General features: G+C 68.1%; 21 protein-coding genes. 9 read left to right on the forward strand and 12 right to left on the reverse strand.

Annotated features, from left to right (window positions below; genetic code table 11):
- Nucleotides 1-56: 56 nt before the first annotated feature.
- Nucleotides 57-413, forward strand: a complete 357-nt coding sequence (locus MKK65_RS25405) for a hypothetical protein (protein WP_243960786.1) — start codon at nt 57-59, stop codon at nt 411-413.
- On the opposite strand, the gene MKK65_RS25410 is transcribed toward MKK65_RS25405, so the two are convergent.
- Together MKK65_RS25410 and MKK65_RS25415 are read right to left on the reverse strand one after the other, a co-directional pair.
- Complete coding sequence (locus MKK65_RS25410) at nt 385-726, reverse strand: hypothetical protein (protein WP_243960788.1); 342 nt, start codon at nt 724-726, stop codon at nt 385-387. The genes MKK65_RS25405 and MKK65_RS25410 overlap by 29 nt on opposite strands.
- Before the next feature lie 124 nt (nt 727-850).
- A complete protein-coding gene (locus tag MKK65_RS25415; RefSeq protein WP_243960790.1) occupies nt 851-1,090 on the reverse strand; it encodes a hypothetical protein in 240 nt (79 codons plus the stop codon).
- A 254-nt stretch (nt 1,091-1,344) separates the two neighbouring features.
- Between MKK65_RS25415 and ruvB the strand changes: the two genes are divergently transcribed.
- The 3 genes from ruvB (at nt 1,345) to ybgC (ending at nt 4,083) form a co-directional block, all read left to right on the forward strand.
- Nucleotides 1,345-2,394: a Holliday junction branch migration DNA helicase RuvB gene (gene ruvB / locus MKK65_RS25420; RefSeq protein WP_243960792.1), complete on the forward strand. Its 1,050-nt coding sequence runs from the start codon at nt 1,345-1,347 to the stop codon at nt 2,392-2,394.
- Between the two features lie 367 nt (nt 2,395-2,761).
- Complete coding sequence (locus MKK65_RS25425; RefSeq protein WP_058192922.1) at nt 2,762-3,490, forward strand: DUF4142 domain-containing protein; 729 nt, start codon at nt 2,762-2,764, stop codon at nt 3,488-3,490.
- A 140-nt stretch (nt 3,491-3,630) separates the two neighbouring features.
- Nucleotides 3,631-4,083: a tol-pal system-associated acyl-CoA thioesterase gene (gene ybgC, locus MKK65_RS25430; RefSeq protein WP_243960794.1), complete on the forward strand. Its 453-nt coding sequence runs from the start codon at nt 3,631-3,633 to the stop codon at nt 4,081-4,083.
- Nucleotides 4,084-4,093: 10 nt separating this feature from the next.
- On the opposite strand, the gene MKK65_RS25435 is transcribed toward ybgC, so the two are convergent.
- Complete coding sequence (locus MKK65_RS25435; RefSeq protein ID WP_243960796.1) at nt 4,094-4,882, reverse strand: HpcH/HpaI aldolase family protein; 789 nt, start codon at nt 4,880-4,882, stop codon at nt 4,094-4,096.
- Between the two features lie 318 nt (nt 4,883-5,200).
- On the opposite strand from MKK65_RS25435, the gene tolQ reads away from it, so the two are divergent.
- The 4 genes from tolQ (at nt 5,201) to tolB (ending at nt 9,113) form a co-directional block, all read left to right on the forward strand.
- Nucleotides 5,201-5,917 carry a protein TolQ gene (gene tolQ / locus MKK65_RS25440; RefSeq protein WP_007566854.1) on the forward strand — a complete coding sequence of 239 codons (717 nt, stop codon included), beginning with the start codon at nt 5,201-5,203 and terminating at the stop codon, nt 5,915-5,917.
- Nucleotides 5,918-5,942: 25 nt separating this feature from the next.
- Nucleotides 5,943-6,389 carry an ExbD/TolR family protein gene (locus MKK65_RS25445; RefSeq protein ID WP_058192919.1) on the forward strand — a complete coding sequence of 149 codons (447 nt, stop codon included), beginning with the start codon at nt 5,943-5,945 and terminating at the stop codon, nt 6,387-6,389.
- A 10-nt stretch (nt 6,390-6,399) separates the two neighbouring features.
- Nucleotides 6,400-7,701 carry a cell envelope integrity protein TolA gene (tolA, locus tag MKK65_RS25450; protein ID WP_243960799.1) on the forward strand — a complete coding sequence of 434 codons (1,302 nt, stop codon included), beginning with the start codon at nt 6,400-6,402 and terminating at the stop codon, nt 7,699-7,701.
- Between the two features lie 65 nt (nt 7,702-7,766).
- Nucleotides 7,767-9,113: a Tol-Pal system beta propeller repeat protein TolB gene (tolB, locus tag MKK65_RS25455; RefSeq protein ID WP_243960801.1), complete on the forward strand. Its 1,347-nt coding sequence runs from the start codon at nt 7,767-7,769 to the stop codon at nt 9,111-9,113.
- Nucleotides 9,114-9,137: 24 nt separating this feature from the next.
- Here the strand turns inward: tolB and MKK65_RS25460 are convergent, their stop codons facing one another.
- From MKK65_RS25460 to secA, 7 genes are all read right to left on the reverse strand, one after another.
- Nucleotides 9,138-10,196 carry a nucleotidyltransferase domain-containing protein gene (locus tag MKK65_RS25460; protein WP_243960803.1) on the reverse strand — a complete coding sequence of 353 codons (1,059 nt, stop codon included), beginning with the start codon at nt 10,194-10,196 and terminating at the stop codon, nt 9,138-9,140.
- Between the two features lie 130 nt (nt 10,197-10,326).
- Complete coding sequence (locus tag MKK65_RS25465; RefSeq protein ID WP_243960805.1) at nt 10,327-11,559, reverse strand: MFS transporter; 1,233 nt, start codon at nt 11,557-11,559, stop codon at nt 10,327-10,329.
- 67 nt (nt 11,560-11,626) lie between these two features.
- Nucleotides 11,627-14,179 (reverse strand): sensor histidine kinase, encoded by a 2,553-nt coding sequence (locus MKK65_RS25470; RefSeq protein WP_243960806.1) that lies wholly within the window; start codon nt 14,177-14,179, stop codon nt 11,627-11,629.
- Between the two features lie 393 nt (nt 14,180-14,572).
- The gene (gene ahcY, locus MKK65_RS25475) at nt 14,573-15,973 is read right to left on the reverse strand and encodes an adenosylhomocysteinase (protein WP_058192913.1); all 1,401 of its coding nucleotides are present in this window, start codon (nt 15,971-15,973) and stop codon (nt 14,573-14,575) included.
- A gap of 137 nt (nt 15,974-16,110) precedes the next feature.
- Nucleotides 16,111-18,057 carry a potassium transporter Kup gene (locus MKK65_RS25480; RefSeq protein ID WP_243960807.1) on the reverse strand — a complete coding sequence of 649 codons (1,947 nt, stop codon included), beginning with the start codon at nt 18,055-18,057 and terminating at the stop codon, nt 16,111-16,113.
- A gap of 265 nt (nt 18,058-18,322) precedes the next feature.
- Nucleotides 18,323-18,994, reverse strand: coding sequence for a dethiobiotin synthase (gene bioD / locus MKK65_RS25485; protein ID WP_243960808.1), 672 nt, complete (start codon nt 18,992-18,994; stop codon nt 18,323-18,325).
- Between the two features lie 13 nt (nt 18,995-19,007).
- Nucleotides 19,008-21,902 (reverse strand): preprotein translocase subunit SecA, encoded by a 2,895-nt coding sequence (gene secA / locus MKK65_RS25490; protein ID WP_243960809.1) that lies wholly within the window; start codon nt 21,900-21,902, stop codon nt 19,008-19,010.
- 249 nt (nt 21,903-22,151) lie between these two features.
- On the opposite strand from secA, the gene MKK65_RS25495 reads away from it, so the two are divergent.
- Nucleotides 22,152-23,060, forward strand: coding sequence for a peptidylprolyl isomerase (locus MKK65_RS25495; RefSeq protein WP_243960810.1), 909 nt, complete (start codon nt 22,152-22,154; stop codon nt 23,058-23,060).
- 223 nt (nt 23,061-23,283) lie between these two features.
- On the opposite strand, the gene MKK65_RS25500 is transcribed toward MKK65_RS25495, so the two are convergent.
- On the reverse strand, nt 23,284-23,442 hold the full coding sequence (locus MKK65_RS25500; protein WP_201025772.1) for a hypothetical protein: 159 nt from the start codon (nt 23,440-23,442) through the stop codon (nt 23,284-23,286).
- A gap of 94 nt (nt 23,443-23,536) precedes the next feature.
- Nucleotides 23,537-24,619, reverse strand: a complete 1,083-nt coding sequence (gene hemH / locus MKK65_RS25505; RefSeq protein WP_058192908.1) for a ferrochelatase — start codon at nt 24,617-24,619, stop codon at nt 23,537-23,539.
- Nucleotides 24,620-24,826: the final 207 nt, after the last annotated feature.

Raw genomic sequence — 24,826 nt, forward strand, 5'->3', positions numbered from 1 at the left:
CCGGTTTCTGCACAACAAGACTTAATTTCGACCCAACAGCGGAGCCGAATTCCAGCATGAGCGAGGTCATCACCACGCCCGACTTGCGCTATATCGTGGTGCGTGGCCGATTGTGGCGGCGGGCCAATCCCGGACTTTCGGCGGAGCACCGCGCATCTCTGGTGTCCCGGCTGATGGATGGGCGCCGAGCGGTGAAGGCGGCCAAGGCTGCCGAGCATGAGGGGCGGCCGGAAGCGGGTACCGCGATGAAGGCCGCCCGTGCCGCGGTCGACGCCGCCAAGACGGAACTCGGCGAGCGCGGTCCTGTCTGGTGGGACGACGATGCGCCGGACTTGAACCGTCACATGGTCCGGAACACGCCCTATGCCAGTTGGTTCGCGGCGCTCAACGGCGGGGAACCTGGACCGAAATGACCCGCGCGCCGGCCGCGCGGCTCGCCGCGGGGTTTGTCGCGTTGATGACCGTGATGGTTGGCGGCTGCGCCGGAGCGGCCGCGATGCCGGTGACGGTCGGGATCCCGTAGGTCCCGTAGCTCCAGGGCGACGGCACGATCTGGCTTGGCCGGGGCACGCGGGTCAGCGGGGCGCCGATATAGGTACCGCGTACGAAGGGGCCGGCGAAATCGGCATCCCCGGTCGTCACGGGTGCGGAAGGATAAATACCCTGTGCTGCAGCCGGAGCAGCCAGAAGGATGGCTGAGAGCGTGAGCAATGTCCGGGACATCATGCAGCCGGCTCCGAATTTCGGCGGAAGGAACGCGTCAGGCGTGAACCTGTGCAACCGACCCGATCACCGGCCGTTCCGGGCTGCGAGCCGCGGGGACTGCGTATGGGCGCCGTCCCCCACAGGGTCAGCGGCAGGTCGTGATCCGGCGTACCACCCAGCCCTCGCCCTCGATCCACAGGCGCCGCCGTGCCCGGCTGCAGGTGGCGTCGTCGTCGCGCTCGACGGCGGCGACCGGATGGACCTGAGACGGAGCGGCCTCGGCCACTTTGGTCTCGGTTCCGGCCGGCGCGGCCTGGGCATTCGCCAAGCCGACAAGAAGCAGGAGGGCACTGGCCGCGCTGGCTGCGGTCGATCGGATGGTCATGGTGGAACAGCGCCCTGCGGCCGAGTTTACGAAGTTGCCAGTGGAATGCGCGGCGCAGCAATTCGGTTTCATCGATTGCGGCCGTTATCGGCACGGCCCCGCAGCCGGCGGGCGTGACGGTGTGCTGCGGCACCGGCCGCACCGCGCGCTTAGACTTCGCAGGCGCCGCGTATTAGGAGAAGCGGCCCGGACGCGACGTCTTCCGTGGACCCTCAACCAGCGGTCCGGGCGGGCCGGTCCACGAGCGAAGGTCCATGAGCAAGCCGAAGCCCCCGACCAACGTCCTCCTCACGCCGGAGAAGCGCGCCGAGGACGTGGACCAGACGATCCGGCCGCTGAGCCTGGCCGAGTTCATCGGGCAGAAGGCGGCGCGCGCCAACATGCAGATCTTCATCGAGGCGGCCAAGATGACCGGCCAAGCCCTCGACCACGTGCTGTTCGTCGGGCCGCCGGGCCTGGGCAAGACCACGCTGGCCCAGATCGTGGCACGCGAGCTCGGGGTGAATTTCCGCTCGACCTCGGGCCCGGTCATCGCCAAGGCGGGCGACCTGGCCGCGCAACTGACCAATCTCGAAGAGCGTGACGTGCTCTTCATCGACGAGATCCACCGCCTCAACCCGGCCGTGGAGGAAATCCTCTATCCGGCGATGGAGGATTATCAGCTCGACCTGATCATCGGCGAGGGTCCGGCGGCCCGCTCGGTGAAGATCGAGCTGCCGAAATTCACCCTTGTCGGGGCGACCACCCGGGCGGGGCTGCTGACGACGCCGCTGCGCGACCGGTTCGGCATCCCGATCCGGCTCGAATTCTACGAGATCGACGAGCTCGAGAAGATCGTGGCCCGCGGCGCCCGGGTGCTCGGGCTCGGCATGTCGCCGGAAGGCGCCAACGAGATTGCCCGGCGGGCCCGGGGCACGCCGCGTATCGCCGGCCGGCTGCTGCGGCGGGTCCGCGACTTCGCCATCGTGGCTGAGGCCGAGACGGTGACGCGCGCCATCGCCGACCGGGCGCTGAAGCTGCTCGACGTGGACTCGGTCGGCCTCGACGTGATGGACCGCAAGTACCTGACGCTGATCGCGACCTCGTTCGGCGGCGGTCCGGTGGGAATCGAGACGATCGGGGCGGCTTTGTCCGAGTCGCGCGACGCCATCGAAGACATCATCGAGCCCTACCTGATCCAACGCGGATTCGTGCAGCGCACCCCGCGCGGCCGGGTGCTGACGAAGCACGCCTTCCGGCACATGGGCTTTGCCGAGCCGCGGCGCGAGCAGGACAGGCTATTCGACGACGGCGACGCGGCCTGAGCCACTGATCGGCGGCTCCATGCGGTTGGTACGGGGCTGGTTCACGCCTGCTTCATGGGCAACCGCTGCTATGTTTCGGGGCGGTGCCGCCTTTTCGGTGCGCCGCACAATTGGCAAGCCTCTGAGCGGTCTCTGATTTTGGGCCGCCTACGCTTCCAATACAGCCAAGCTTTTGCGTACTCGAACCCCCTGGTCCGATCACGCAAAAGCGATCGGTCGATTGGAACAGTGGAAAAACGCGGCAGTTGTGGTGGCAACCGCGCCTAGTCTGCGTGGCGCTGGCAGGATCGTGGGACTGTGGCTTCGGTCGCGGTATCCCGAAAGATCTTTGAGCCCTCAATAAGAACACCAGGGACTATCTTTCGACATGAAGAACATCACCCTCGCCGTCCTCGGCCTTTCCGCCGCTGCGCTCACGACGCCGGCATTCGCACAGGACGCGCTGCCGATCCGGATCCTGCCCTTCGCCAACCAGCAGCAGGGCGTCGGCGCTGCCGCCACCGAGACCCCCGCGTTCCGAGCCGAGGCGCTGCGTTCGGATGCCACCAGCATCGAAGCGAGCCGGATCGCCCTGGAGCGCTCGCGCAACCCGCGGGTTCGCAACTACGCCAACCGCGTTCTGGTCGAGCGCAAGGCCACCACCGACGCGCTCCTGCCGGCGAACACCTCCCTGTCGCGTAACGGCACGGTGGTCTCTGACAACCAGGGCATCCAGACCGATCTGAGCAACCCGGTCGGCTTCGTGCTGGCGCCAGTGACCATTGCCGCGAATCTCGGCACCAGCATCGTCGGCGGCGCGCTGGGCGCGGTCGGTATCGTCGACAACAGCCCGACCGAGCCGGGCCGTCGCGTGGCGCTCGGCGAGCGCGGCCAGGCCCGCCTGTCGCAGCTCAAGTCGGCCCCGAACGGCCGGTCCTTCGACCGCACCTACATCGACCAGCAGGCCCGGTCCGACGCGCAGACCTTGGCCCTCTACGACGCCTACGCTAAGTCGGGCGACAGCGCCCAAGGCCGCCGCTTCGCCAGCGAGGCGCTGCCTTACATCGCCGACGAGCACGCCCACTCGGCGAGCCTGGCCGCCCGCATCGGCGGCTGATCCGTCAGCCCAGACCTGACTACGCGAGGGCCGCCCCAAGGCGGCCCTCGTCATGTCGGAGGCCTGCCAAGCGGCACGTTGCCGCGACGGTCTCAGCGGGCGGGTTTCCCCGCCTCCGCACCATGCCGTAGACGACACCGATGAGCCGACCGAACTCGACCGACCTCGTGACGACGAACGACAGCATCGCGCCCCACCTCTTGGGCGTGCGGGTCTACTACGAGGACACCGATTTCTCGGGCTTCGTCTATCACGCGAGCTATCTGCGCTTCCTCGAGCGCGGCCGGACGGAATTGCTGCGCGGCTTGGCGGGGGATCAGTCCGAGTTGCACCGGGAAGCGCGCGGCCTCGTCTTCGTCGTGCGGCGGATGACGCTGGATTTCATCCGCCCCGCCCGCATGGACGATCAACTCACCATCGTGACCCGCACGCAGCATCTGCGCGGCGCCTCGATGCAGCTCGCCCAGGAAGTGCGCCGGGGCCATGAACGGCTTGTCGCCGCCGAGGTCACGGTCGCCTGCGTGCGCGACGGCCGTGCCATCCGCCTGCCGGAGGCCCTGCGTCGGCTCCTGGCCCCGGCTGGAGCCGAGTAAGGCACGGGTTTCAGGCGACCCGCGTCGGGTCGGTGTCCCGAAGCAGCTTGGCGAAGGCGTTGACGATGGTCATCGCGTCGTACTCGACCGAGACCAGCTGGAAGCCCATCGCGACCATCTCCCGGGCCCGTGCCGGGGACGGCGAGAAGGCGCAGGGCAGTTTGCCGGCCGCCCGGGTCTTGCGCACGATCTCGCCGAGCGCGGCCGTGACCGCTGCGCCGGCCGGGTCGATGGCCGTACCCTTGGAGAGCGCGATCGACAGGTCGGCGGGGCCGACCAGGATGCCGTCGATGCCCGGCAGGGCCAGGATCGGCTCCAGAGCGTCGATCGCTTCCGCGGTCTCGCACATGGCAATGGTCAGGGCTCGGGCATTGGCGCCCGCAAGATACTCGGACGCGTCGCTCTGGCCCGACATCCACATGGCGCGGTCCGGCCCCCAGCTCCGCTGGCCGACCGGCGGGTATTTGGTGGCGGCCACCAGCGCCTGCGCGTCGGCCACACTGTTGATCATCGGCGCGACGATGCCCGCGGCGCCGGCATCCAGCATCCGCGACGCCATCGCGAAGTCGCCCACCGGGATCCGGACCAGGCTCGGCTTGCCGGCGAGCGCTACCTCGGTGATCGCCGCGCAGCACGAATGGTAATCGTGCGCGCCATGCTGCTGGTCGAGGAGCACGGCGTCGAAGCCCGACCGTGCGAGGGCGCCGGCGATGGCCGGGTCGCCGATACAGGACCAGCCGAGGAAACGGGCGGGCTCGGCGGGCAGCAGGCCGTGGAGGCTCGGGACGGGCAGGGTCATGACGCTTCCTGTACTGAGACTCGCGGTGCACGCGGTACTTTGACCGCATCAGGATAAAGGAGCCGGTTTCACGAGGTCCAGCCTCTTGGCAGAACCGTGCGGCCGAGACTTCGGAATGCCTTTGGATCGCCGGGATCGAAACCGATCCTTAACCCTGTCGCGCCCTTAACGAGGTCGGTGCAAGCCGGCCGAGTCCGGGCGCGAAGACGGCCCTTACTTTCGACAGATTCGCGGACGATAGCATTGATATCGCTCACGGATCCGGCGGACGCGGGCCTCGCCCGGCGCATCGCGATCCGGAGCAGGAGACCTCGACGGATGAACCCAGCCGACGCGATGCAGGCCGCGCCTGTCGCCGACATGACGCTGCTCGGGCTGTTCCTGCAGGCCCACTTCGTCGTGAAGATCGTGATGATCGGGCTGCTCAGCGCATCGATCTGGTGCTGGTCGATCATCGTCGACAAGACGCTGCTGTTCCGGCGCACCAAGGCCGAGATGGATGCGTTCGAGGACGCGTTCTGGTCCGGCCGCTCCCTGGAGGAGCTGTTCCGCTCGTTCAACGATCGCCCGGCCACCGGGCTCGCGGCGGTGTTCGTGGCCGCCATGCGCGAGTGGAAGCGCTCGTTCGAGGGGTCGGGCCGTCAGGTCCAGTCCCTGTCCCAGCGCATCGAGAAGCAGCTCGACGTCACCATTCAGCGCGAGGTCGAGCGGCTCGAGTCGCGCCTTCTGTTCCTGGCCTCGATCGGCTCGGCCGGCCCGTATATCGGCCTGTTCGGCACGGTCTGGGGCATCATGACCGCGTTCACCTCGATCGCGGCCTCGAAGAACACCTCGCTCGCCGTCGTGGCGCCCGGCATCGCCGAGGCCCTGTTCGCCACCGCGATCGGCCTGTTCGCCGCGATCCCGGCGGTGCTGGCCTACAACAAACTCCAGGCCGAGGTCTCGAAGTCGCAATCGCGGCTGGAGGGTTTCGCCGACGAGTTCTCCGCGATCCTCTCTCGCCAGATCGACGAGCGCCTCTCGCTCGCCGCCTGACCGCGCCGATCCAGGAGATCCATCCATGAGCATGGCGGCGGGGGCATCCCACGGCGGCAAGCGGCGGCGGCGCAGGGGCCGGCGCGGCGGGCCGATCAACGAGATCAACATGACGCCGTTCATCGACGTCGTGCTGGTGCTGCTGATCATCTTCATGGTCGCGGCGCCGATGATGACGGTGGGCGTGCCCCTCGACCTGCCGCAATCCAAGGCCTCGCCGCTCAATTCCGACGTGAAGCCGGTGACGATCTCGATTCGGCAGACCGGCCAGGTCTTCCTCGGCGAGGACGAGCTGACCGACGAGACGATCATCCCGAAGCTCCTCGAGACCGCCAAGACCGGCACCGAGGAGCGCGTGTTCGTGCGTGGCGACAAGCGGGTCGATTACGGCCGCGTCGCGCAAGTGATGGCGATCGTGACCGGCGGCGGCTTCAAGAAGGTCGCCCTCGTGACCGAGCCTGAGCATCAGTAGGGCCTGGACCGTGGAGTTCCACTTCGACCGCAAGGAACCGGGTGTCTGGATCTCCGCCGGCACCCACGTGGCGCTGCTGGCCTTCGCGCTGTTCAGCGTGGCGGCCCCGGCCCTGCCCGAGGCGCAGGAGGGCGTGCCCGTCGAGGTGATCACTGAGAACCAGTTCTCCGAGATCACCAAGGGCGAGCGTCAGGCCGACAAGCCGATGCCCAACGCCCAGCCGCGCGCCGACCGTCAGGCCGAGAAGGTCGAGGATCGCGAGCCCGAGAACGCCAAGACCGACGCGCCGACCGCGCCCAAGCGCACGGCCGAGATGAAGCTCGCCAACGCGGAGGAGATGCCCCTGCGCGCCGAGCAGGATTCGCAGGAGGTCGCGAAAGCCGCCAAGGCCGCCGAGGAGAAGCGCGAGGCCGAGAAGGCTGCCGCCAAGGCCGCGGAAAAGGCCGCCGAGAAAGCCGCGGCCGATAAGGCTGCCGCCGCCGAGAAGGCGGCTGCGGCCAAGGCCGAGGCGAAGGCGGCTGCGAAGGCCGAAGCCGAGAAGCGCGAGCAGCTCGACAAGCTCATTGAGCGCCAGGAGGCCGAAGCGGCGGCTGCGGCCGCGAAGGCCGCCGCCGCGAAGGCCGAGGCCAAGGCCAAAGCGGATGCCGCCAAGGCCGAGGCTGCTCGGGACGCTGCCCGGAAAGCCGCCGAAGCCAAGGCCGAGGCGGAAGCCGAGCGTCAGAAGGAAATGGCCGAGGCCAAGGCCGCGCACGAGAAGGCGGAAGCCGCCGCCAAGGCCGAGGCCGCCGCCAAGGCGAAATCCAAGGCGATGGCGGACGCCAAGGCCAAGGCCGATGGCGAGGCCAAGGCGCGCAAGCAGGCCGAGCTCGCCGACAAGTTCAACGCCGGCGACATCCGCTCGATGCTCGCGTCGAAGGCGCCATCGCAATCCACCGGCGCCACCGGCCACACGGTGCAGAAGGTCGCCGCCTTGGGTGCCGCAACCGGCACGGCGCAGCGCCTGTCGCCGTCCCTGCGCGACGCCCTGGTCGGTCTGCTGCAGCAGCAGATCGAGCGCTGCTACTCCGCGCCCCCCGGTGCCGCCCAGGGCGTGATCCTGCCGGTGCTCGACATCCGCCTGAACCCGAACGGTTCGCTCAGCACCGAGCCGCGGATCATGCGGGGCGGTTCGAGCTCTGTGGACCAGTCGATCGCGCAAGCCGCGCTCCGGGCGGTACGCCGCTGCGCGCCGTATAACATTCCGGCCACCTACGCGCCGTATTACAACGACTGGAAGGCCATCAACGCGGAGTTCGAATTCACGGCGACCTGAGGTCGCCGTCCGCGCCGCCTGCCCTCATCCGCCTCCCCGTCTGATCGCCACTTCGGATCCGACCCATGCAGAACCTCCCCTCCGCCGGGCCTCTTCCGGCGTCCTCAGCTGCGCGCCTGATCGCATTCCTGGCGTTCCTCGCGGTCGCCCTCGGCTTCGCAGCGCCGGCCCACGCGCAGCTGCAGCTGCGCATCGGCGGCGGCAACTTCCAGCCGATGCCGATCGCCATCGCCGATTTCGGCGGCGACCCGAGCCTCGGTGGACTCGTCTCCGGGGTCGTGACCAACAACCTGCGCCGCTCAGGGTACTTCACGCCCCTCGACCATGCCCGCTTCCCCGAGCAGCCGAACTTCGATGCGGCGCCGAACTTCGAGAAGTGGCGCGCCACCGGCATCCAGGGCTTGGTCACGGGCCGCGTCTCCAGGGACGCTTCCGGCAAGCTTAAAGTCGAGTTCCGGCTCTGGGACGTGACCTCCGGCCAGCAGATGACCGGCCAGCAATACGGCACCGACACCGCCAACGCCCGGCGCACCGGCCACCTGATCTCGGACGCGGTCTATACCAAGATCACCGGCCTCGGCCCCTGGTTCGACAGCCGCATCGCCTTCGTGGACGAGAGCGGCCCCAAGGAGAATCGCCGCAAGCGCCTGATGGTGATGGATCAGGACGGGGCCAATGTCCGGGCGATCACCAGCGGCGAGATGTCGATCGTCGCGCCGCGCTACTCGCCGGCCACACAGGACATCGCCTTCATGGCCCAGGCCAACGGGCACCAGCCCCGGGTCCAGGTGATCAACCTCGAGACCGGCGCGCGCCAGGCGCTCGGCAACGTCGATTCCATGAGCGCGAGCCCGCGCTTCTCGCCGGACGGGCGCAAGCTCGTCATGAGCGTGCAGCAGGGCGGCAACGCCGACATCGTGACCATGGACATCGCCTCCAAGGCTCAGCATGCGATCACCAACGGCATGGCGATCGACACCTCGCCGACCTATGCGCCGGACGGCACGCAGATCGCGTTCGAGTCGGACCGGGGCGGCTCGCAGCAGGTCTATGTCATGGGTGCGGACGGCTCGAACCCACACCGCATCACCTTCGGGGCCGGCTCGGCCTCGCAGCCGGCTTGGTCGCCGCGCGGTGACCTGATCGCCTATACCCGCCAGCGCAACGGCGGCTTCGCCATCTGCGTGTCGAAGCCCGACGGTACCGGCGAGCGCGTCCTCACCGAGGGCTACCACAACGAGGGGCCGACCTTCGCGCCGAACGGCCAGTACGTGCTGTTCTTCCGCGATCCGGGCGGCCAGGGCGGCGGCAAGCTGTTCATGGTCGACATCACCGGCAAGGTGGAGCAGTCGATCCCGACCCCCTCCTACGCCTCCGACCCGACCTGGTCGCCGCTGCTGGCGGGACGCTGACTCGTTTCGGACTTTGGAGCTCGGCTACCAGTCGGGCTCCGATCGTTTCACGGCCGTCGTTTCTGAAGCCTGGGGCCTTCCGATCGTATCGGCCAGATCGCGCAGGGCGCGCGGCAAGGCATTGAGCGCCGGATCGTCGAACCGCAATCGTGGCAGTCGTGTCCGTACGAGCGATGCGACGAGATCCGCCTGTGCGGCATCGCGTGAGCGTTTCAGAGGATCGCGGTCGCCCCTGGTTGAAAGCCATGCTTTGTGGAGCGCGAAGGCGCGCGGGTCGATGACCCACATCTGCACCGGATAGCCCCTGGCATCGATCGCCGTGACGGCAGTCTTCGGGCTGTTGACCAACCACCCAAGCCCCTCGATCTCGACCGCCTGTAAATCGTCCGCGGCCGATCCGATTCGATTGCGGGGCGGCCGCCGTATCGGATCCGTTCCGGCCGGCATGATCAGATCGACCAGATACCCGTCCCGGTTGACGGCGCGGAATCCGGGATTTCCAACGGCCGTGAACGAGCGGTCGACTTTCTGCAGTTCGGCCAGCAATCCGCCTGCCGCTGCCTCCGGCGCGACGAGGCGCAAGCTTTTACGGGCATCATACAGGAGGTCGATGTCTCCGGTTGCGAGCTGGGGGCCTGCGATCTGAACGCCCCCAAGCCGTTCATAGGCATACAGGGCATTGGTCCCAACAACCCCGACCACGGGACCATACAGGCGCGCCTCGGTGAGGCGGCGCAGCACGCGGGCCGCGATGATGGGCATTCTCCCAATGCGGAGCGCTCGGTTGACCGGAGCCATCTCGTCCAACCGAGCGGCAAGGTTTGTGATCCGGTCCTGCACACGCTCGCGGCCCTGATGGAACCCGCTGTGGATCTCCTCCGTGGCGGACGAACGGGCACCGAGAGACTTCCAGACGCCTTGGCGCTTCCGATACAGGTACGTGTGCGAGCCCACCGTTTTCCAAGCCATAGAGCCGGCATAGCGGTGATCGAGTTCTGTGCGGGCCGCGGCGTAGGCCGCGAAGACCTGCTCGGTATCGATCATTTGTCGGGCTTGATCGCCATTCAAGTCGGTGAACAGCATGGCTCGATTCCAGGCCCCTCATCAGGGACTCGACTCGATAGCATGCGCTGCGTTTGTCGCAAATAGTTGTAAGAAAAAGAGTTATCCCTTTCAGGGGACGAAAGCGTTCGCGGAGGGATAATGTCGGCTGCTACCCCTGCCCCAGCAACCGGTCCCGCGCTCGCAGGGCCGGGAAGAACCGGCCCCAGAGCAGCGCCACTGCGATGGTCGCGGCGCCGCCCATCACCACTGCCGGGACCGCCCCGATCGCGGCGGCGAGCACGCCGGATTCGAACTCGCCGAGCTCGTTCGAGGCACCGATGAACACCGTGTTCACCGCCGAGACCCGCCCGCGCATGGCATCCGGGGTCTCGCCCTGCACGAAGGTCTGGCGGACATAGACCGAGATCATGTCGGCGGCGCCGGTGACGAACAGGCAGGCCATCGACAGGGGCAGCGAGGTCGAGAGCCCGAACGCCACCGTGGCCGCGCCGAATACGGCGCACGCCCGGAGCATACGGAGTCCGGCATGCCGCCGGAGCGGGCGATAGGCCAGCAGCACCGCCATGGCGACCGCCCCGAAGGCCGGCATGCTCCGCAAAGCCCCGAGGCCGAGGGGACCGACATGCAGCACCTCGCCGGCATAGATCGGCAAGAGCGCCGTGGCGCCTCCGAGCAGGACCGTGAACAGGTCGAGGCTGATGGCGCCCAGAACCACCGGCTGCGAGCGGATGTAGCCGATGCCGGCCGAGAGCGCCGCCCAGGTTATCGGTGGCCGCTCCGTCACCGCCGCCGGGCGGAAGCGGATCAGCCCGGTCAGGACGCTCGCCAGGGCGAAGCTCGCCGCCGCGCCGCCGAACACCACCGACGGCCCAAGGGCGTAGAGCAGGCCGCCGAGCGCCGGACCCATCACCGAGGCGCTCTGCCAGAGCGAGGCGTTCCAGGCGATGGCGGAACCGAATTGCGGACCCGGCACGAGGGTCGGCAGCAGCGCCTGCAGGGCTGGGTTGGCGAAGGCCCGGGCGGTGCCGACGACGATCACCAGGGCATAGATCGGCCAGACCGCCTGAAGGCCGGCATGCGCGTAGGCGAGCAGGCCGAAGCTCGCCAGACTCTGGAGCCCGAAGGCCGAGGCCCCGACCAGACGCCGATCATAGGTATCGGCCACATGGCCGGTGATCAGGGCGCAAAGCACTGCGGGCAGGAAACCCGCCAGCCCGACTAGGCCGAGCGCCAGGGCGGAATGCGTCAGGTCGTAGACGAACCAGCCGATCGCCACCGCCTGCATTTGGTAAGCGAGGCCCGTCAGGAAGCGGGCCGAGCCGAACAGGCGGAAGTCGCCGATACCGAAGACGGCCCAGCCGGAACGATCTGTGTCGGACATGCCTCCTGCTGATCCCGGCTGGGGGATTAATCAAGCCCGGCGGGGCGGCCGATGCGGCCGCGGGTTGCTAATGGAGCGCGATACCCGGCTTCCGTGTCGCGGTTGCGGGCGCGGTCATGAAAGGCCGGCTCGCCTCGCGCTGGTCGAGATGCGGCCCGTCAGAAGAGAAAAGCGGGAAGGTGCAGGTCACCTGGGTCCCCGCCCCGGGCGCTGTCTCGAGATGGACCCGCCCGCCATGGAGTTCGACGAAGGACCGCACGATCGACAGGCCGAGCCCGACCCCGCGGTGGCGGGTCCCCAGCGTGTGGCTCTCGAAGCGGTTGAAGACCGAATCGGCAATCTCCGGCGGCATGCCGCGGCCGTGGTCGCGCACGCTCAGGACCAAGTCGTGCGTTTCCCGGCGGGCCCGGACCTCGACGCGCTGCCCGGCATCCGAGAAACCGACGGCGTTGGAAAGCAGGTTGAACAGGATCTGGCGGACCCGCTTCCCGTCCGCGTGGACGCTGCCGATATCCTCCGGCACGTCCAGCGCGAGGGTGATGTGGGATTCGGCCAGCCGATCCTCGATGCCACGCACGGCGGCCTCGATCGTGGTCTGGACGTCGACCTCCTCCCGCTGAAGCTCCAGAGAGCCGGCATCGATCGAGGCGAGGTCGAGGATGTCGTTGATGATCACGAGCAGCGCCGCCGAGGAGCGCATGATGTGGTCTGAATATTCGCGCTGCCGGTCGTTGAGCGCGCCGACCGTCTCGTCGCCGAGCAGCTGGGTGAAGCCGATGATGTTGGTGAGCGGCGAGCGCAACTCGTAGGAGACGTGGTGGACGAAGGTGTCGCGCAGCTGCGCGGCCTTCTCCAGGGCGTCGTTCTTCTCGGTCAGCGCCCGCTCGACGTTCACGCTCGCGGTGACGTCGATCAGGGTGAGCAGGGTCGCGCCCTCCGGCAGCGGCTGCGCGGCGCAATCGAGGACGGTGCCGTCCACCACTTCCAGGCGGCAGGATCGGGCGGTGCGCGATTCGAGGCCGACCACCGCGTCGCGGATGTCGAGCCAGGGCTCCTCGGCGGGCGCCAGGGACCGGCAGGCCTCGATGACGGCATCGACGTGAGGGCGCTCCTCAACGGTCGCCGGATCGAGCCGCCAGACGGTGCAGAACGCCCGGTTGGCCAGAGTCATGCGCCCGTCGGCGCCGAACACCGCCACCGGCTCGGCCAAGGTGTCGAGGGTCTCGGCCTGGAGGCGACGCAGGGCGTTGTAGCGCGACTCGGCGTTCAGGCTGTCGGACACGTCGTCGAACAGATAGGTCAGGCCGCCCTGCGGATTCGGGTCGGCGACCACGCGCAGCGTCCGGCCGTCGGGCAGGTACCACCAGCTCTGGTTCGCCTCGGCGGCCCGGTAGGCGGCCACAACCCCCTGCTTCCAGCCGCGGAAATCCGCATGCTCCTCCAGCTTCCGCTCGGCCCGGAGATGGTCGAGGATCTCGCCGTCGGAGGGGCGGCTGTCGAGGAAGGCCTGATCGAGGTCCCAGAGCTCGCGATAGGCAGCGTTGTGGAAGATCAGCCGCTGCGAAACGTCGAACATCGCCACCGCGGTGGGGAGCTGGTCGAGAGTGCGGACATTGGCGTTCATCTGGCGCTGCAGGTCGGCGCGGACGCTCTCCAGCTCGGACACGTCGATGGCGATCCCGACACGGCCGCTGTCCAGGGTGGTCTCGAACACGTCGAGCATGCGCCGGCTGCCCGCCACCACGGCCGAGAGCCGCGGGACGGTCCGGGTCAGGCCGGCGGCGCGCGCCGCCTCGTCGCGGATGATCGCCTCCCGCGCCGGTCGGTCGAACAATTCGATGCCGCCATCCAGCGCGGCTTCGCGGGTCGCGGCCTCGACGGCCGCCACGTAGGCGGCGTTGACCCAGCTCAGGCCGCCCTCGCGGTTGCGCCGCCAGACCGGCTGGGGGATCGCGTCGAGGAGTCCTGCGAGGGCCGACAGGCCGCGGCGGGATTCGTCCAGGGTCGCACGCAGGTCGGCAATCTCGCAGCGCTCCTGACTGGTCTCGCGCAGCCGCAGGAGTGCCCGGCCAGCCACGGCCTGCCCGTGCGCGTCGATGCTGCGCCCGGTCTGGGTGCGCAGGCTGAGGGTGAAGCTCGTGCCTCGGGCCCGCAGGGTTTCGACCGCGGCCTCGACCGCGGCGGCGTCGGCGGCGACCAGCCAGGTGCCGAAGGCCAGGACCCGGCGGGCATAGCCCGAGGTCGGCCGCTCGCCGTAGATCGCGAGACTGATATCGCCCTCGACCACAGGCTCGCTGCGGCGGTCCCAGGTGACGATGATCTGGCGCTCGGCGTTGAGCAGTATCTCGGCGCGGTCATGAGCACCGCGCAGCACGTCGAGGGCGGCGGCGAGCTCGCGCTCCCGGCGGGTCCAGCGCCCGCGCTCGTAGAGATGGAGCAGCGACAGGATCACCGCGAAGGCGACGAGGCCGCCGAAGATCGCCAGGGCCGCAACCCCATGCATTTCCCGCGGCGCGTGCGCAGTCGCGGTCTCGGGCAGTTCGGCGAGCGCTGCGCTCGCCGCGGTCAATGTGAGCGTACCCACGCAGATTCGAACGTGCGCGGCACGACCGACACCCATGATAGCCCTGCCCCCACCTTGGCGATCCGAATGCGCGTGCAACCGCGCGGTGCAGAACGCACCGTTCCCGCAGATGATTCTCTCGAACCGTCGCGGATCCACCGATCAAAGATTCGCCCGCACCTTACCGTGCGGCGGAATCGACCCGGAAGGGGAACGAAGCGTGGCTATACGCCCGCCCGTCACAATCATCCGTTAACGACACTCAGAAGACACAGTGCGGTTGCCCTGAAACGGATTGACAAACGAAAGGGCCCGACGCAGCGCGCCGGGCCCTTTTCTGGTTGTCTGTCGCTGCGTCCGGATCCGTACGGAGACCGCGTCGGGGGTCAGAACCTCAACCTCCGGTTCGGCACACACGCCGAACCGGATTGCTGCCCGACCGCCGCCGGCTCAGTAGCGGTAATGCTCGGACTTGAACGGGCCGGACTCGGACACGCCGATATAGGCGGCCTGGTCGGGGCGCAGCTTGGACAGCTTCACGCCGATCTTCTCGAGGTGCAGCGCCGCGACTTTCTCGTCGAGGGTCTTGGGCAGGGTGTAGACCTGCTTCTGGTACTTGGTCGTGTTGGTCCAGAGCTCGATCTGCGCCAGGGTCTGGTTGGTGAACGAGGCCGACATCACGAAGGACGGGTGACCGGTCGCGTTGCCGAGGTTCACAAGGCGGCCCTCCGACAGGAGGATGATGCGGTGACCGTCCGCGAAGGTGATCTCGTCCACCTGCGGCTTGATGTTCGACCACTTCAGGTTCTTCAGGCCGGCAACCTGAATCTCGTTGTCGAAGTGGCCGATGTTGCAGACGATCGCCCGGTCCTTCATCGCCCGCATGTGGTCGAGGGTGATGATGTCCTTGTTGCCCGTGGCGGTGACGAAGATGTCGGCGCGCGGGGCGGCGTCCTCCATCGTCACGACCTCGTAGCCCTCCATGGCGGCCTGGAGCGCGCAGATCGGGTCGATCTCCGACACGAGCACGCGGCAGCCGGCGTTGCGCAGCGACGCGGCCGAACCCTTGCCGACATCGCCGAAGCCCGCGACCATGGCGACCTTGCCGGCCATCATGACGTCGGTGCCGCGGCGGATGCCGTCGACCAGCGACTCCTTGCAGCCGTAGAGGTTGTCGAACTTCGACTTGGTGACCGAGTCGTTCACGTTGATCGCCGGGAAGAGCAGCTTGCCCTCCTTGGCCAGCACGTACAGGCGGTGGACGCCCGTGGTGGTCTCCTCGGAGACGCCCTTGATGCTGTCGGCGAGACCGGCGAACCAGCCCTTCGGCTTCTCGGCGAGCTTCTTCTTCAGAAGCGCGAAGAACACCTCCTCCTCCTCGCTCTCGGGCTTGTCGAGGAAGGCGGTGTCGCCGTTCTCGGCGCGCAGGCCGAGGTGGACGAACATGGTGGCGTCGCCGCCGTCGTCGAGGATCATGTTCGGCATGCCGCCGTCATGCCAGTCGAACAGGCGCGAGGTGTAGTCCCAGTACTCCTCCAGGGTCTCGCCCTTCACGGCGAAGACCGGGATGCCGGCGGCCGCGATGGCGGCGGCGGCGTGGTCCTGGGTCGAATAGATGTTGCAGGAGACCCAGCGGATGTCGGCGCCGAGCGCCTTGAGGGTCTCGATCAGCACCGCGGTCTGGATCGTCATGTGCAGCGAGCCGGCGATCTTGGCGCCCTTCAGGGGCTGCGCCGCGCCGTATTCCTCGCGGACCGCCATCAGGCCCGGCATCTCCGTCTCGGCGATCGAGATTTCCTTGCGGCCGTAATCGGCCAGCCCGATGTCCTTGACGATGTAATCCTTGGCCATGAGTCGGCGGCTCCGTGTGTTCGCGTTGCGGTTCGAGGCAAGCCCGTACCACTTCGCAAGATACGAAGCAATCAAGACATAAACATGTCTTTATGCGTTCCAAGCTGCGGACCGGCTGCCCGTGGCGCGCCGAGGCCTCAGATCTCGATCTCGGTGCCGACCTCCACCACCTGCCGCGTCGGCACACCGAAGAAGGCGCCGGTGCGCTCGGCGTTGCGCTGCATGAAGGCGAACAGGTTCTCCCGCCAGGGCGCCATGCCGCGCTTGTCGTTCTTGGGGATGATGGTCTCGTGGCCGACGAACACGGTCATGTCCGCGATCACATGCGCCGGCAGATGGCGGGCCGCGACCGCGCAGGCGAGCCCCTCCGGGATCGAGGCTTCCTCCATGAAGCCGTAGCGCAGGATCACCCGGTAGAAGTCCGGTGCCAGGATCGTCACGTGGGCGCGCTGCTCCGCCGGAACCGTCGGGGTCTCTTCGTAGAGCGCGGTGATGATCAGGATCCGTTCCGTCAGCGCGCGGTTGCGCTCGACGAAGCGCGACAGGTGGAGCGGGATCCCGTGCACGGCCGCCGACAGGAACGCCGCGGTACCGGGCAGGCGCAGCAGATCGCGGTGCTGGAGCCCGGCCAGGAAGGCATCCTCCGGCAGGCGCAGTGCGACCCGCGCCTCCTCGACCAGCTCGTTCCCCTTCTTCCAAGTGAGCATCATCAGCGCGACGAGGCCGGCGAGCACAAGGGGAAACCAGCCGCCTTCCAGGATCTTCACGCTGTTGGCCGCGAAGAACACGGCGTCGATGGTCAGGAACAAGCCGTTGACCGCGAAGACCAGGATCGGGTTGTAGCCCCAGCGCAGGGCGATGAGTGCGGCGAGCAGGGTGGTGATCGCCATCAGCATCGACACCGCGATGCCGTAGGCACCGGCCAGCGCGTCCGAGGAGCCGAACATCACCACCGCCACCAGGGTCGCGACGGCGAGCAGCCAATTCACCATCGGCACGTAGATCTGCCCGCGCTCCTCCTTGGCCGTCTGGACGATGCGCATGGCCGGCAGGAAGCCGAGCTGCACCGATTGCTGGGTCAGGGAGAACACGCCGGAGATGATCGCCTGCGAGGCGATGATCGTAGCCAGCGTCGCCAGCGCGATCAGCGGGTAATGGCCCCAATCCGGGCACAGGCGAAAGAACGGGTTCTCGATCGCGTCCGGTGATGCCAGCAGCAGGGCCCCCTGACCGAAATAATTGAGGACGAGCGCCGGAAGAACCAGGACGAACCAGGCCGCCCGGATCGGCATCGCGCCGAAATGTCCGAGATCGGCGTACATCGCCTCGCCGCCGGTGACCGCGAGGAACGCTGCACCGAGCATGGCGAAGCTCGCGTGCCAGCCGGCATGCAGCATGAACTCGACGGCGCGCAGCGGATTGACCGCGGTGAGGATCTCCGGCTTGTCGAGAATGCCGAGGATCCCGAGCGTGGCCAGCACCACGAACCAGACCAGCATCACCGGGCCGAACACCCGGCCGATCGCGGCCACGCCCTTGTGCTGGACCGCGAACAGACCGACCAGGATCGCGATGGTGATCGGCACGACGAAGTGCCCGAGGGCCGGGGCGTCGACCTTCAAACCCTCGATGGCCGACAGGACCGAGATCGCCGGCGTGATCGCCCCGTCGCCGTAGAGCAGGGCCGCACCGATCAGCCCGACGACCAGCAGGGCGGCCTTCCAGGTCCCGTGCCGGGCCTGACGGGCCCCCAAGAGGGCGAGCATGGCGACGATGCCGCCCTCGCCCTTGTTGTCGGCCCGCAGGATCAGCACCGCGTATTTCAGCGACACGATCAGGATGAGCGACCACAGGATCAGCGACACCGCGCCGGTGGCGGCTTCCGGCACCGATGCGCCGCCCGCGGTGGCGGCCTTCACGGCCTCCTTGAAGGCGTAGAGCGGGCTGGTGCCGATGTCGCCGTAGACGACGCCGAGCGCGCCGAAGACCAGCGCCGGCTTGAGCTTGGCTTTTGGGGACGCGATGTCGTCGCTGGCACCGGCCTTGGAACCGGGCGCCGCCGCGGGGGCAAGGGACTGACTCAACGCACGGCTCCCGCGGGATTCAATTTTTTCCCTGCCGGGACAGGTAGAGCGCTCGCCGTCGAAGTGGAAGCCGATGCGGCCGGATCCGCTTGCGACCGAAGAGCTTGCCATCGGCCCTCACGGCTTTGCGAGGGCAGCGATCCAACCCAGGGATCCGCTACGCCCGGAAACCGCGCGCCACACGGGGTTGCTTGGCTGCGCTCGCAGTGACGGTGGAGTATTGGTCGAATCGATCAGACTGTCGCTGAGTTGAGCCCCGACCCGCTCACACCAGATCGGCCAAAGCCTCCGGACAGGCTTCGCCGCGCCGCAAGCCGAAGACCGGTACGCCGGCATGGCGGGCGATCGACGCCGCCACGGTTGCGAGCGGCGCCGGCGCTCCCGCGCTCTCGCTCACCACGACGGCGCGGAGCGTGATGCCGTGCAGGCGCAGGGTCTCGCGGGCGGTGAGCGCGTGGCTGATCGCCCCGAGATAGCTGCCGGAGACGAGGATCGTCGGCACGGCCAGCGCCTTGAGCCAGTCGAGTCCGGTGGCTGCCTCCGTGATCGGACTCATGAGCCCGCCCACGCCCTCGATGATCAGGGTCCCCTCGCTGCAGGCGACCTGCGCCCGGCACCAGCCGACGAGGTCGGCCAGCGCTACGGACCGGCCCTCCAGGACCGCAGCCTGATCGGGGGCGAGCGGGGCTGCGAACCGCCAGGGTGAGCAGGCCTCGACGGCATCGGCCTCGACGGAGAGCCCCTGTGCGTCGAGCAGCCGGGCGGTGTCGCTCTCCGCAAAGGCTGGATCGCTGAGCGGCGGCACGCCGCTCGCGAGCGGCTTCAGCGTCCGCACCGGTCGGCCCTGCCCCCGCAGGCGCCGGGTCAGCGCCGCGGTGACGTAGGTCTTACCGATCTCGGTACCGGCACCGGCGACGAAGACCGTGCGAGCGGCCATGAGATGGGCCGCCTCAGGCCTGGAAGGTGCCGTGGCAGTGCTTGTACTTCTTGCCCGAACCGCACGGACATGGCTCGTTGCGACCGACCCGGCCCCAGGTGGCGGAATCGTTGGGGTCGCGCTCCAGCACGGCGCCGTCGACCGCCAGGCCCTGTGCGGCGTAGCCGTAGGCAGGCCCGCCGCCGCCATCGCTGCCCGAGCCGCGCCCCTCGTAATCCATCTCGTTCTCACCGGTGACCGGGTCGAGATGCTGGGCGAACATCTGCGGCAGTTCCGGCGGGCCGCCCGGGAAGGCTTGCTGGTCGGGCTGCTGATGCATGATCTCGACGCGCGAGAGCTGCGCCGTCACCTGCTCGCGCAACGCCGTGACCAGGTTGTTGAAGAGGTCGAACGCCTCCGACTTGTACTCGTTGAGCGGGTCGCGCTGGGCGAAGCCGCGCCAGCCGATGACCTGCCGCAGATGGTCGAGGGTCACGAGGTGCTCGCGCCACAGGTGGTCCAGGGTCTGAAGCAGGACCTGCTTCTCGATATAGGCGGTGATCTCGGTGCCGTTCTTCTCGGCCCGGGCGGCGTAGGCGGTCTCGGCGGCCTTGAGCAGGCGCTCGCGCATCTCCTCGTCGGCGATGCCCTCCTCCTTGGCCCAATCCTCCACCGGCTCGTCCAGGTTGAGCACATCCCGGACCTGCTCGCGTAAGGCCGCGACGTCCCACTGCTCGGCATAGGCGTTCTGCGGGATGTAGCGGGCGACCAGGTCGTCGATCACGCCCTCGCGCATCTCGTCCACGGTCTCGCGCACGCTCTCCTGGGCCATGAAGTCCCGGCGCTGCTCGAACACGACCTTGCGCTGGTCGTTCATGACGTTGTCGTATTTCAGCACGTTCTTGCGCATGTCGAAGTTGCGCGCTTCGACCTTCTGCTGCGCCTTCTCGATCGCCTTGTTGATCCAGGGGTGGATGATCGCCTCGCCCTGCTCCAGGCCGAGCTTCTGCAGCATCCCGTCCATGCGGTCCGAGCCGAAGATCCGCATCAGGTCGTCCTGAAGGGACAGGTAGAATTTCGAGCGCCCGGGATCGCCCTGGCGGCCGGAGCGGCCGCGAAGCTGGTTGTCGATACGCCGGGATTCGTGGCGCTCGGTGCCGATGATGTACAGGCCGCCCGGCAGGGCCTTCTTGCGGCCGGCGGCGGCATCGGCCGGCTCACCCGAGGCCAGCACCTTGGCGCGGTTGTCGGCGATCTCCGCCTTGATGGCCTCGATGGCGGCGTCGCGCTCCGGCCCGTCCGGGAGCTGCCCCAACTCCTTCTCGATACGCATCTCGAGATTGCCGCCGAGTTTGATGTCGGTGCCGCGGCCGGCCATGTTGGTGGCGATGGTGATCGCGCCCGGCACGCCCGCCTCGGCCACGATGTAGGCTTCCTGCTCGTGGAAGCGGGCGTTCAGCACGGCGAAGCGCTTGGTGACCCGGCCCTCGCGGGCGGCCTTGTAGACGTCGGTGAGCGCGTTCGGATCGGAATAGTCGAGCAGGGTGTAGCCGGCCTTCTTGAGCATCTCGGCCAAGTGCTCGGACTTCTCGATCGAGCCGGTGCCGACCAGGATCGGCTGGTGACGGCTATGCGCCTTGTCGATCTCCGCGATGATGCCCTCGTACTTCTCGGCCACCGTCCGGTAGACCTCGTCGTCCTCGTCGACGCGCTCGACCTCCTTGTTGGTCGGGATGTCGACCACGTCGAGCTTGTAGATCTCGGCGAACTCGTCGGCTTCCGTCGAGGCCGTGCCGGTCATGCCGGCGAGCTTGTTGTAGAGCCTGAAGTAATTCTGGAAGGTGATCGAGGCGAGGGTCTGGTTCTCGGGCTGGATCGTTACCCGCTCCTTGGCCTCGAGGGCCTGGTGCAGGCCCTCCGAGTAGCGCCGACCCTGCATCATGCGGCCGGTGAACTCGTCGATGATCACCACCTCGTCGTTCTTGACGATGTAGTCCTTGTCCCGGGTGAACAGCGTGTGGGCGCGCAGGGCCTGGTTCACGTGGTGGACCAGGCTGACGTTGTGCGCGTCGTAGAGGTCGCCGTCCTTGAGCAGGCCGACCTCGCGCAGCGTCACCTCGACGAACTCGTTGCCGGCTTCCGTCAGGGAGACCGTGCGCTGCTTCTCGTCGAGGTCGTAATGCTCGCGCACCAGCCGGGGCATGATCGCGTCGACCGAGACGTAGAGCTCGGACCGGTCGTCCACCGGGCCCGAGATGATCAGCGGCGTCCGGGCCTCGTCGATCAGGATCGAGTCGACTTCGTCGACGATCGCGAAGTTGTGTCCACGCTGCGCGAGCTGCGACAGCTCGTACTTCATGTTGTCGCGCAGGTAGTCGAAGCCGTACTCGTTGTTGGTGCCGTAGGTGATGTCGCAGGCATAGGCCGCCTTGCGCTGCTCGTCGTCGAGCCCGTGCACGATGGTGCCGACGGTGAGGCCGAGGAACCGGTAGAGCTGGCCCATCCACTCCGCGTCGCGCGAAGCCAGGTAGTCGTTCACCGTGACGACGTGGACGCCCTTGCCCTCCAGGGCGTTCAGGTAGACCGGCAGCGTCGCCACCAGGGTCTTGCCCTCTCCGGTCTTCATCTCGGCGATGGCGCCCTCGTGGAGGACCATGCCGCCGATCAACTGCACGTCGAAATGGCGCTGGCCGAAGACCCGTTTGGCCGCCTCGCGCACCGTCGCGAAGGCCGGGACCAGGATGTCGTCGAGGCTCTTGCCGGCGGCGAGTTCCGCCTTCAGCATGTCGGTGCGCGCCTTCAGCGCGTCGTCCGACAGGGCCTGGATCTCCGGTTCCAGCGCATTGATCTGCGCCACCCGCGGGCGGTAGCCCTTGACCCGGCGGTCGTTGGAGGAGCCGAAAATCTTCTTGGCGATCGAGCCGAGCATCGTTGACCTGCAGACGCGCGAGCCCGCCGACGGGTGAGCGTGGCGGGCCGGCCTTGGCGGAGTTGGCCGGGCTTATAGAGGTAAACATCCGCCGACGCACCTGAAAGAGGTGGCCTCCGACACGGCGGGCTCCGGAAGGCGAAAACGGCAGCGCTTGCCTTCTCGCGCGACGCGCGCCACCTGTCCGCGGCCGGCCGCCCGCCTGTGATCAGGGGCGGCGACGAGACGTCAGCCGAGGACTACGCCAGCATGCCGAATACCGCCTTTCTCCGGCGCGCGAGCGCGCTCGCCCTGATGCTCGCGATGCCAGGATTCGCGCTGGCCCAGGCGCCTCAGGCGACCCCATCGACGCCCGCGGCGAACACGGCGGCTCCCGCCCCGAGTCCCGATACCGTCGTGGCCACCGTCAACGGCAAGCCGATCACGCAGGGTGATCTCGCGATCGCGGCGGATGACCCTGCCCTATCGCTGCCGGGGGTGGACGAGGCGCAGAAGAAGAGCCTGCTGGTGGATTACATGGTCGACCTGCGGGTCGGCGCGCAGGCCGCTGAGGCCGCCAAGATCGGCGACTCGCCGGAGTTCAAGCGCAAGCTCGCCTATTTCCGCGACAAGCTCCTGCTCGACGACTACCTGGAGCAGGAGGCCAAGCGCGCGGTCACGCCCGAGGCCGAGCACGCGATCTTCGATCAGACGGTCAAGCTGATGAAGCCCGAGGAGGAGGTGCACGCGCGCCACATCCTGGTGGACAACGAGGGCGATGCGAAGAAGATCGCCGCGCGGATCAAGGGCGGCGAGGATTTCGCGAAGGTGGCGGCCGAGACCTCGAAGGATCCCGGCTCCAAGGCCGAGGGCGGCGATCTCGGCTGGTTCACCAAGGAGCGGATGGTCCCGGATTTCGCCAATGCCGCTTTCGCGATGAAGCCCGGCCAGGTCTCCGACCCGGTCAAGAGCCAGTTCGGCTGGCACGTGATCAAGGTCGAGGAGAAGCGCACCAAGCCGCAGCCGAGCTTCGACGAGCTGAAGGACCAGATCGACCAGCACATCGTCCGCAAGGCGCAGCAGGACCTGATCCTGAAGCTGCGCGCCGAGGCCAAGATCGACCGCACCGACGCTGCGCCTGCTGCGGCTCAGCCGGCGCCTGAGACGAAGAAGCCGTGATCGGATAGGGACGAACGTCCCAACCACGGCCGCATGCCGAGGTGCGTTCGCGTAGCGGACGCCTCGAAGGAGCCCTTCAGGTGTCTCAGCGACTCCTAGAAGCCACCTTCGAGGCTGCTTCGCAGCACCTCAGGATGAGCGTTTGGGTTGGAGAAGGCATCCGATTTCAGCGTCTTTCGACGAGAGCGTCGGGTCGGCCCGCGTCACGGCCGCTCTCAGCCTCTCAATACGGCCGGTCGGGATGCAGGTACGACGAACGGGCGGCCGGCGACGGTGTCGTGACGCCGAGCGCGGCGAGTTCGGCCGTGCGGCGGCCTTCGGCGATCCGATCGAGCACCGCGATCAGCAGCCAGGGACACGCGATCCCGATGAAGAACGCCATGTGATCCTCCGACGCCGGATCTGACAATTGTCCAGCTTCGGACGATGATAGGCCGGCCGGGGCCGTCCGCAAGCGGCGCCCCGGCGCTTTTGCGTCAGAGCCAGCCCTGAAGCTCGCGGCGCACCACGTGCTCGATCACTTTCATGCCGAGATCGGAATCGTTGAGGCACGGGATATAGGCGAAGCGCTCGCCGCCGTTGCCCTCGAAATAGTGGCGATTCTCGCCGTCGAGCTCTTCCAGCGTCTCCAGGCAATCCGCCGTGAAGCCGGGGGCGACGATCGCCATGCGCTTGACGCCGGATTTCGCCAGTTCCGTCACGGTCTCGTCCGTGTAGGGCTTCAGCCACTCCTCGTTGCCGAAGCGCGACTGGAAGGTGACCCGCATGCGCTCGGGCGACATCCCCAGAGCCTCCCGGATCAGGCGTCCGGTCTTGTGGCACTGACAATGATAGGGATCGCCCTTGAGCAGGTAGCTGCGCGGGACGCCATGGAACGAGGTCAGGATCACCTCGGGCTCGAAATCGAGCTTGGCCAGGCCCTCCCGGATCGAATCGGCCATGGCGGCGATGTAGACCGGGTCGTCGTGATAGGGCGGCGACACCCGCACCGTCGGCTGCCAACGCATGTCCATCAGCGCGCGGAACGCCTGGTCGCAGGCGGTGGCCGAGGTGGCCGCCGCGTATTGCGGATAGAGCGGCACCAGCAGGATCCGGTCGCAGCCCTGGTCGAGCAGCGCCTGGAGCCGGTCGGCGACCTCCGGCTTGCCGTAGCGCATCGCCCAGTCGACCACGACAGACTCGCCCATCGCGGCCTGAAGGCGCTCGCTCTGGCCGCGGGTGGTGGTCTTGAGCGGGCCCTCGTTGCGGGCGTTGTTCCAGACACTGGCGTAGTCGCGGCCCTTCGGCCCCGGGCGCTTGGTCAGGATGATCAGGTTCAGCAGCGGCCACCAGATCAGCCGCGGCACCTCGATGACGCGGCGGTCCGACAGGAATTCCTTGAGGTAGCGCCGCATCGGCCAGTAGCTGGTGCCCTCGGGGGTACCGAGGTTCATCAGCAGCACGCCGACGCGGCCCCAGGCCACCTTCGGGTGGTCGGCCGGCAGGCCGCCCGCGGCTGGGACCAGGGATGCGAGGGGCCGGCCATCCGCCAGCGCGGCGGGTTCGACGCGTTCGTTCATGGCAGCGTTCCGGCGCCGCGCGCCGAGTCCTTCTTCTGGCTTCAGATACCCGGCAGCCGGCGCACGCGCTTGGGCCGGACGTTTTCGGTCTTACGTGCACCCCATGTAGGGTGTCCGCCCGCTCAGCGAAGGCCGGCTGCGACATGCCGCACCGGACGCGCTGGCGCGCGGCTGGCCCATCCTCCCTAATCACGGCGACGGTGCCCT

It is taken from the genome of Methylobacterium sp. J-001 (assembly GCF_022829565.1).
GTDB lineage: Bacteria > Pseudomonadota > Alphaproteobacteria > Rhizobiales > Beijerinckiaceae > Methylobacterium.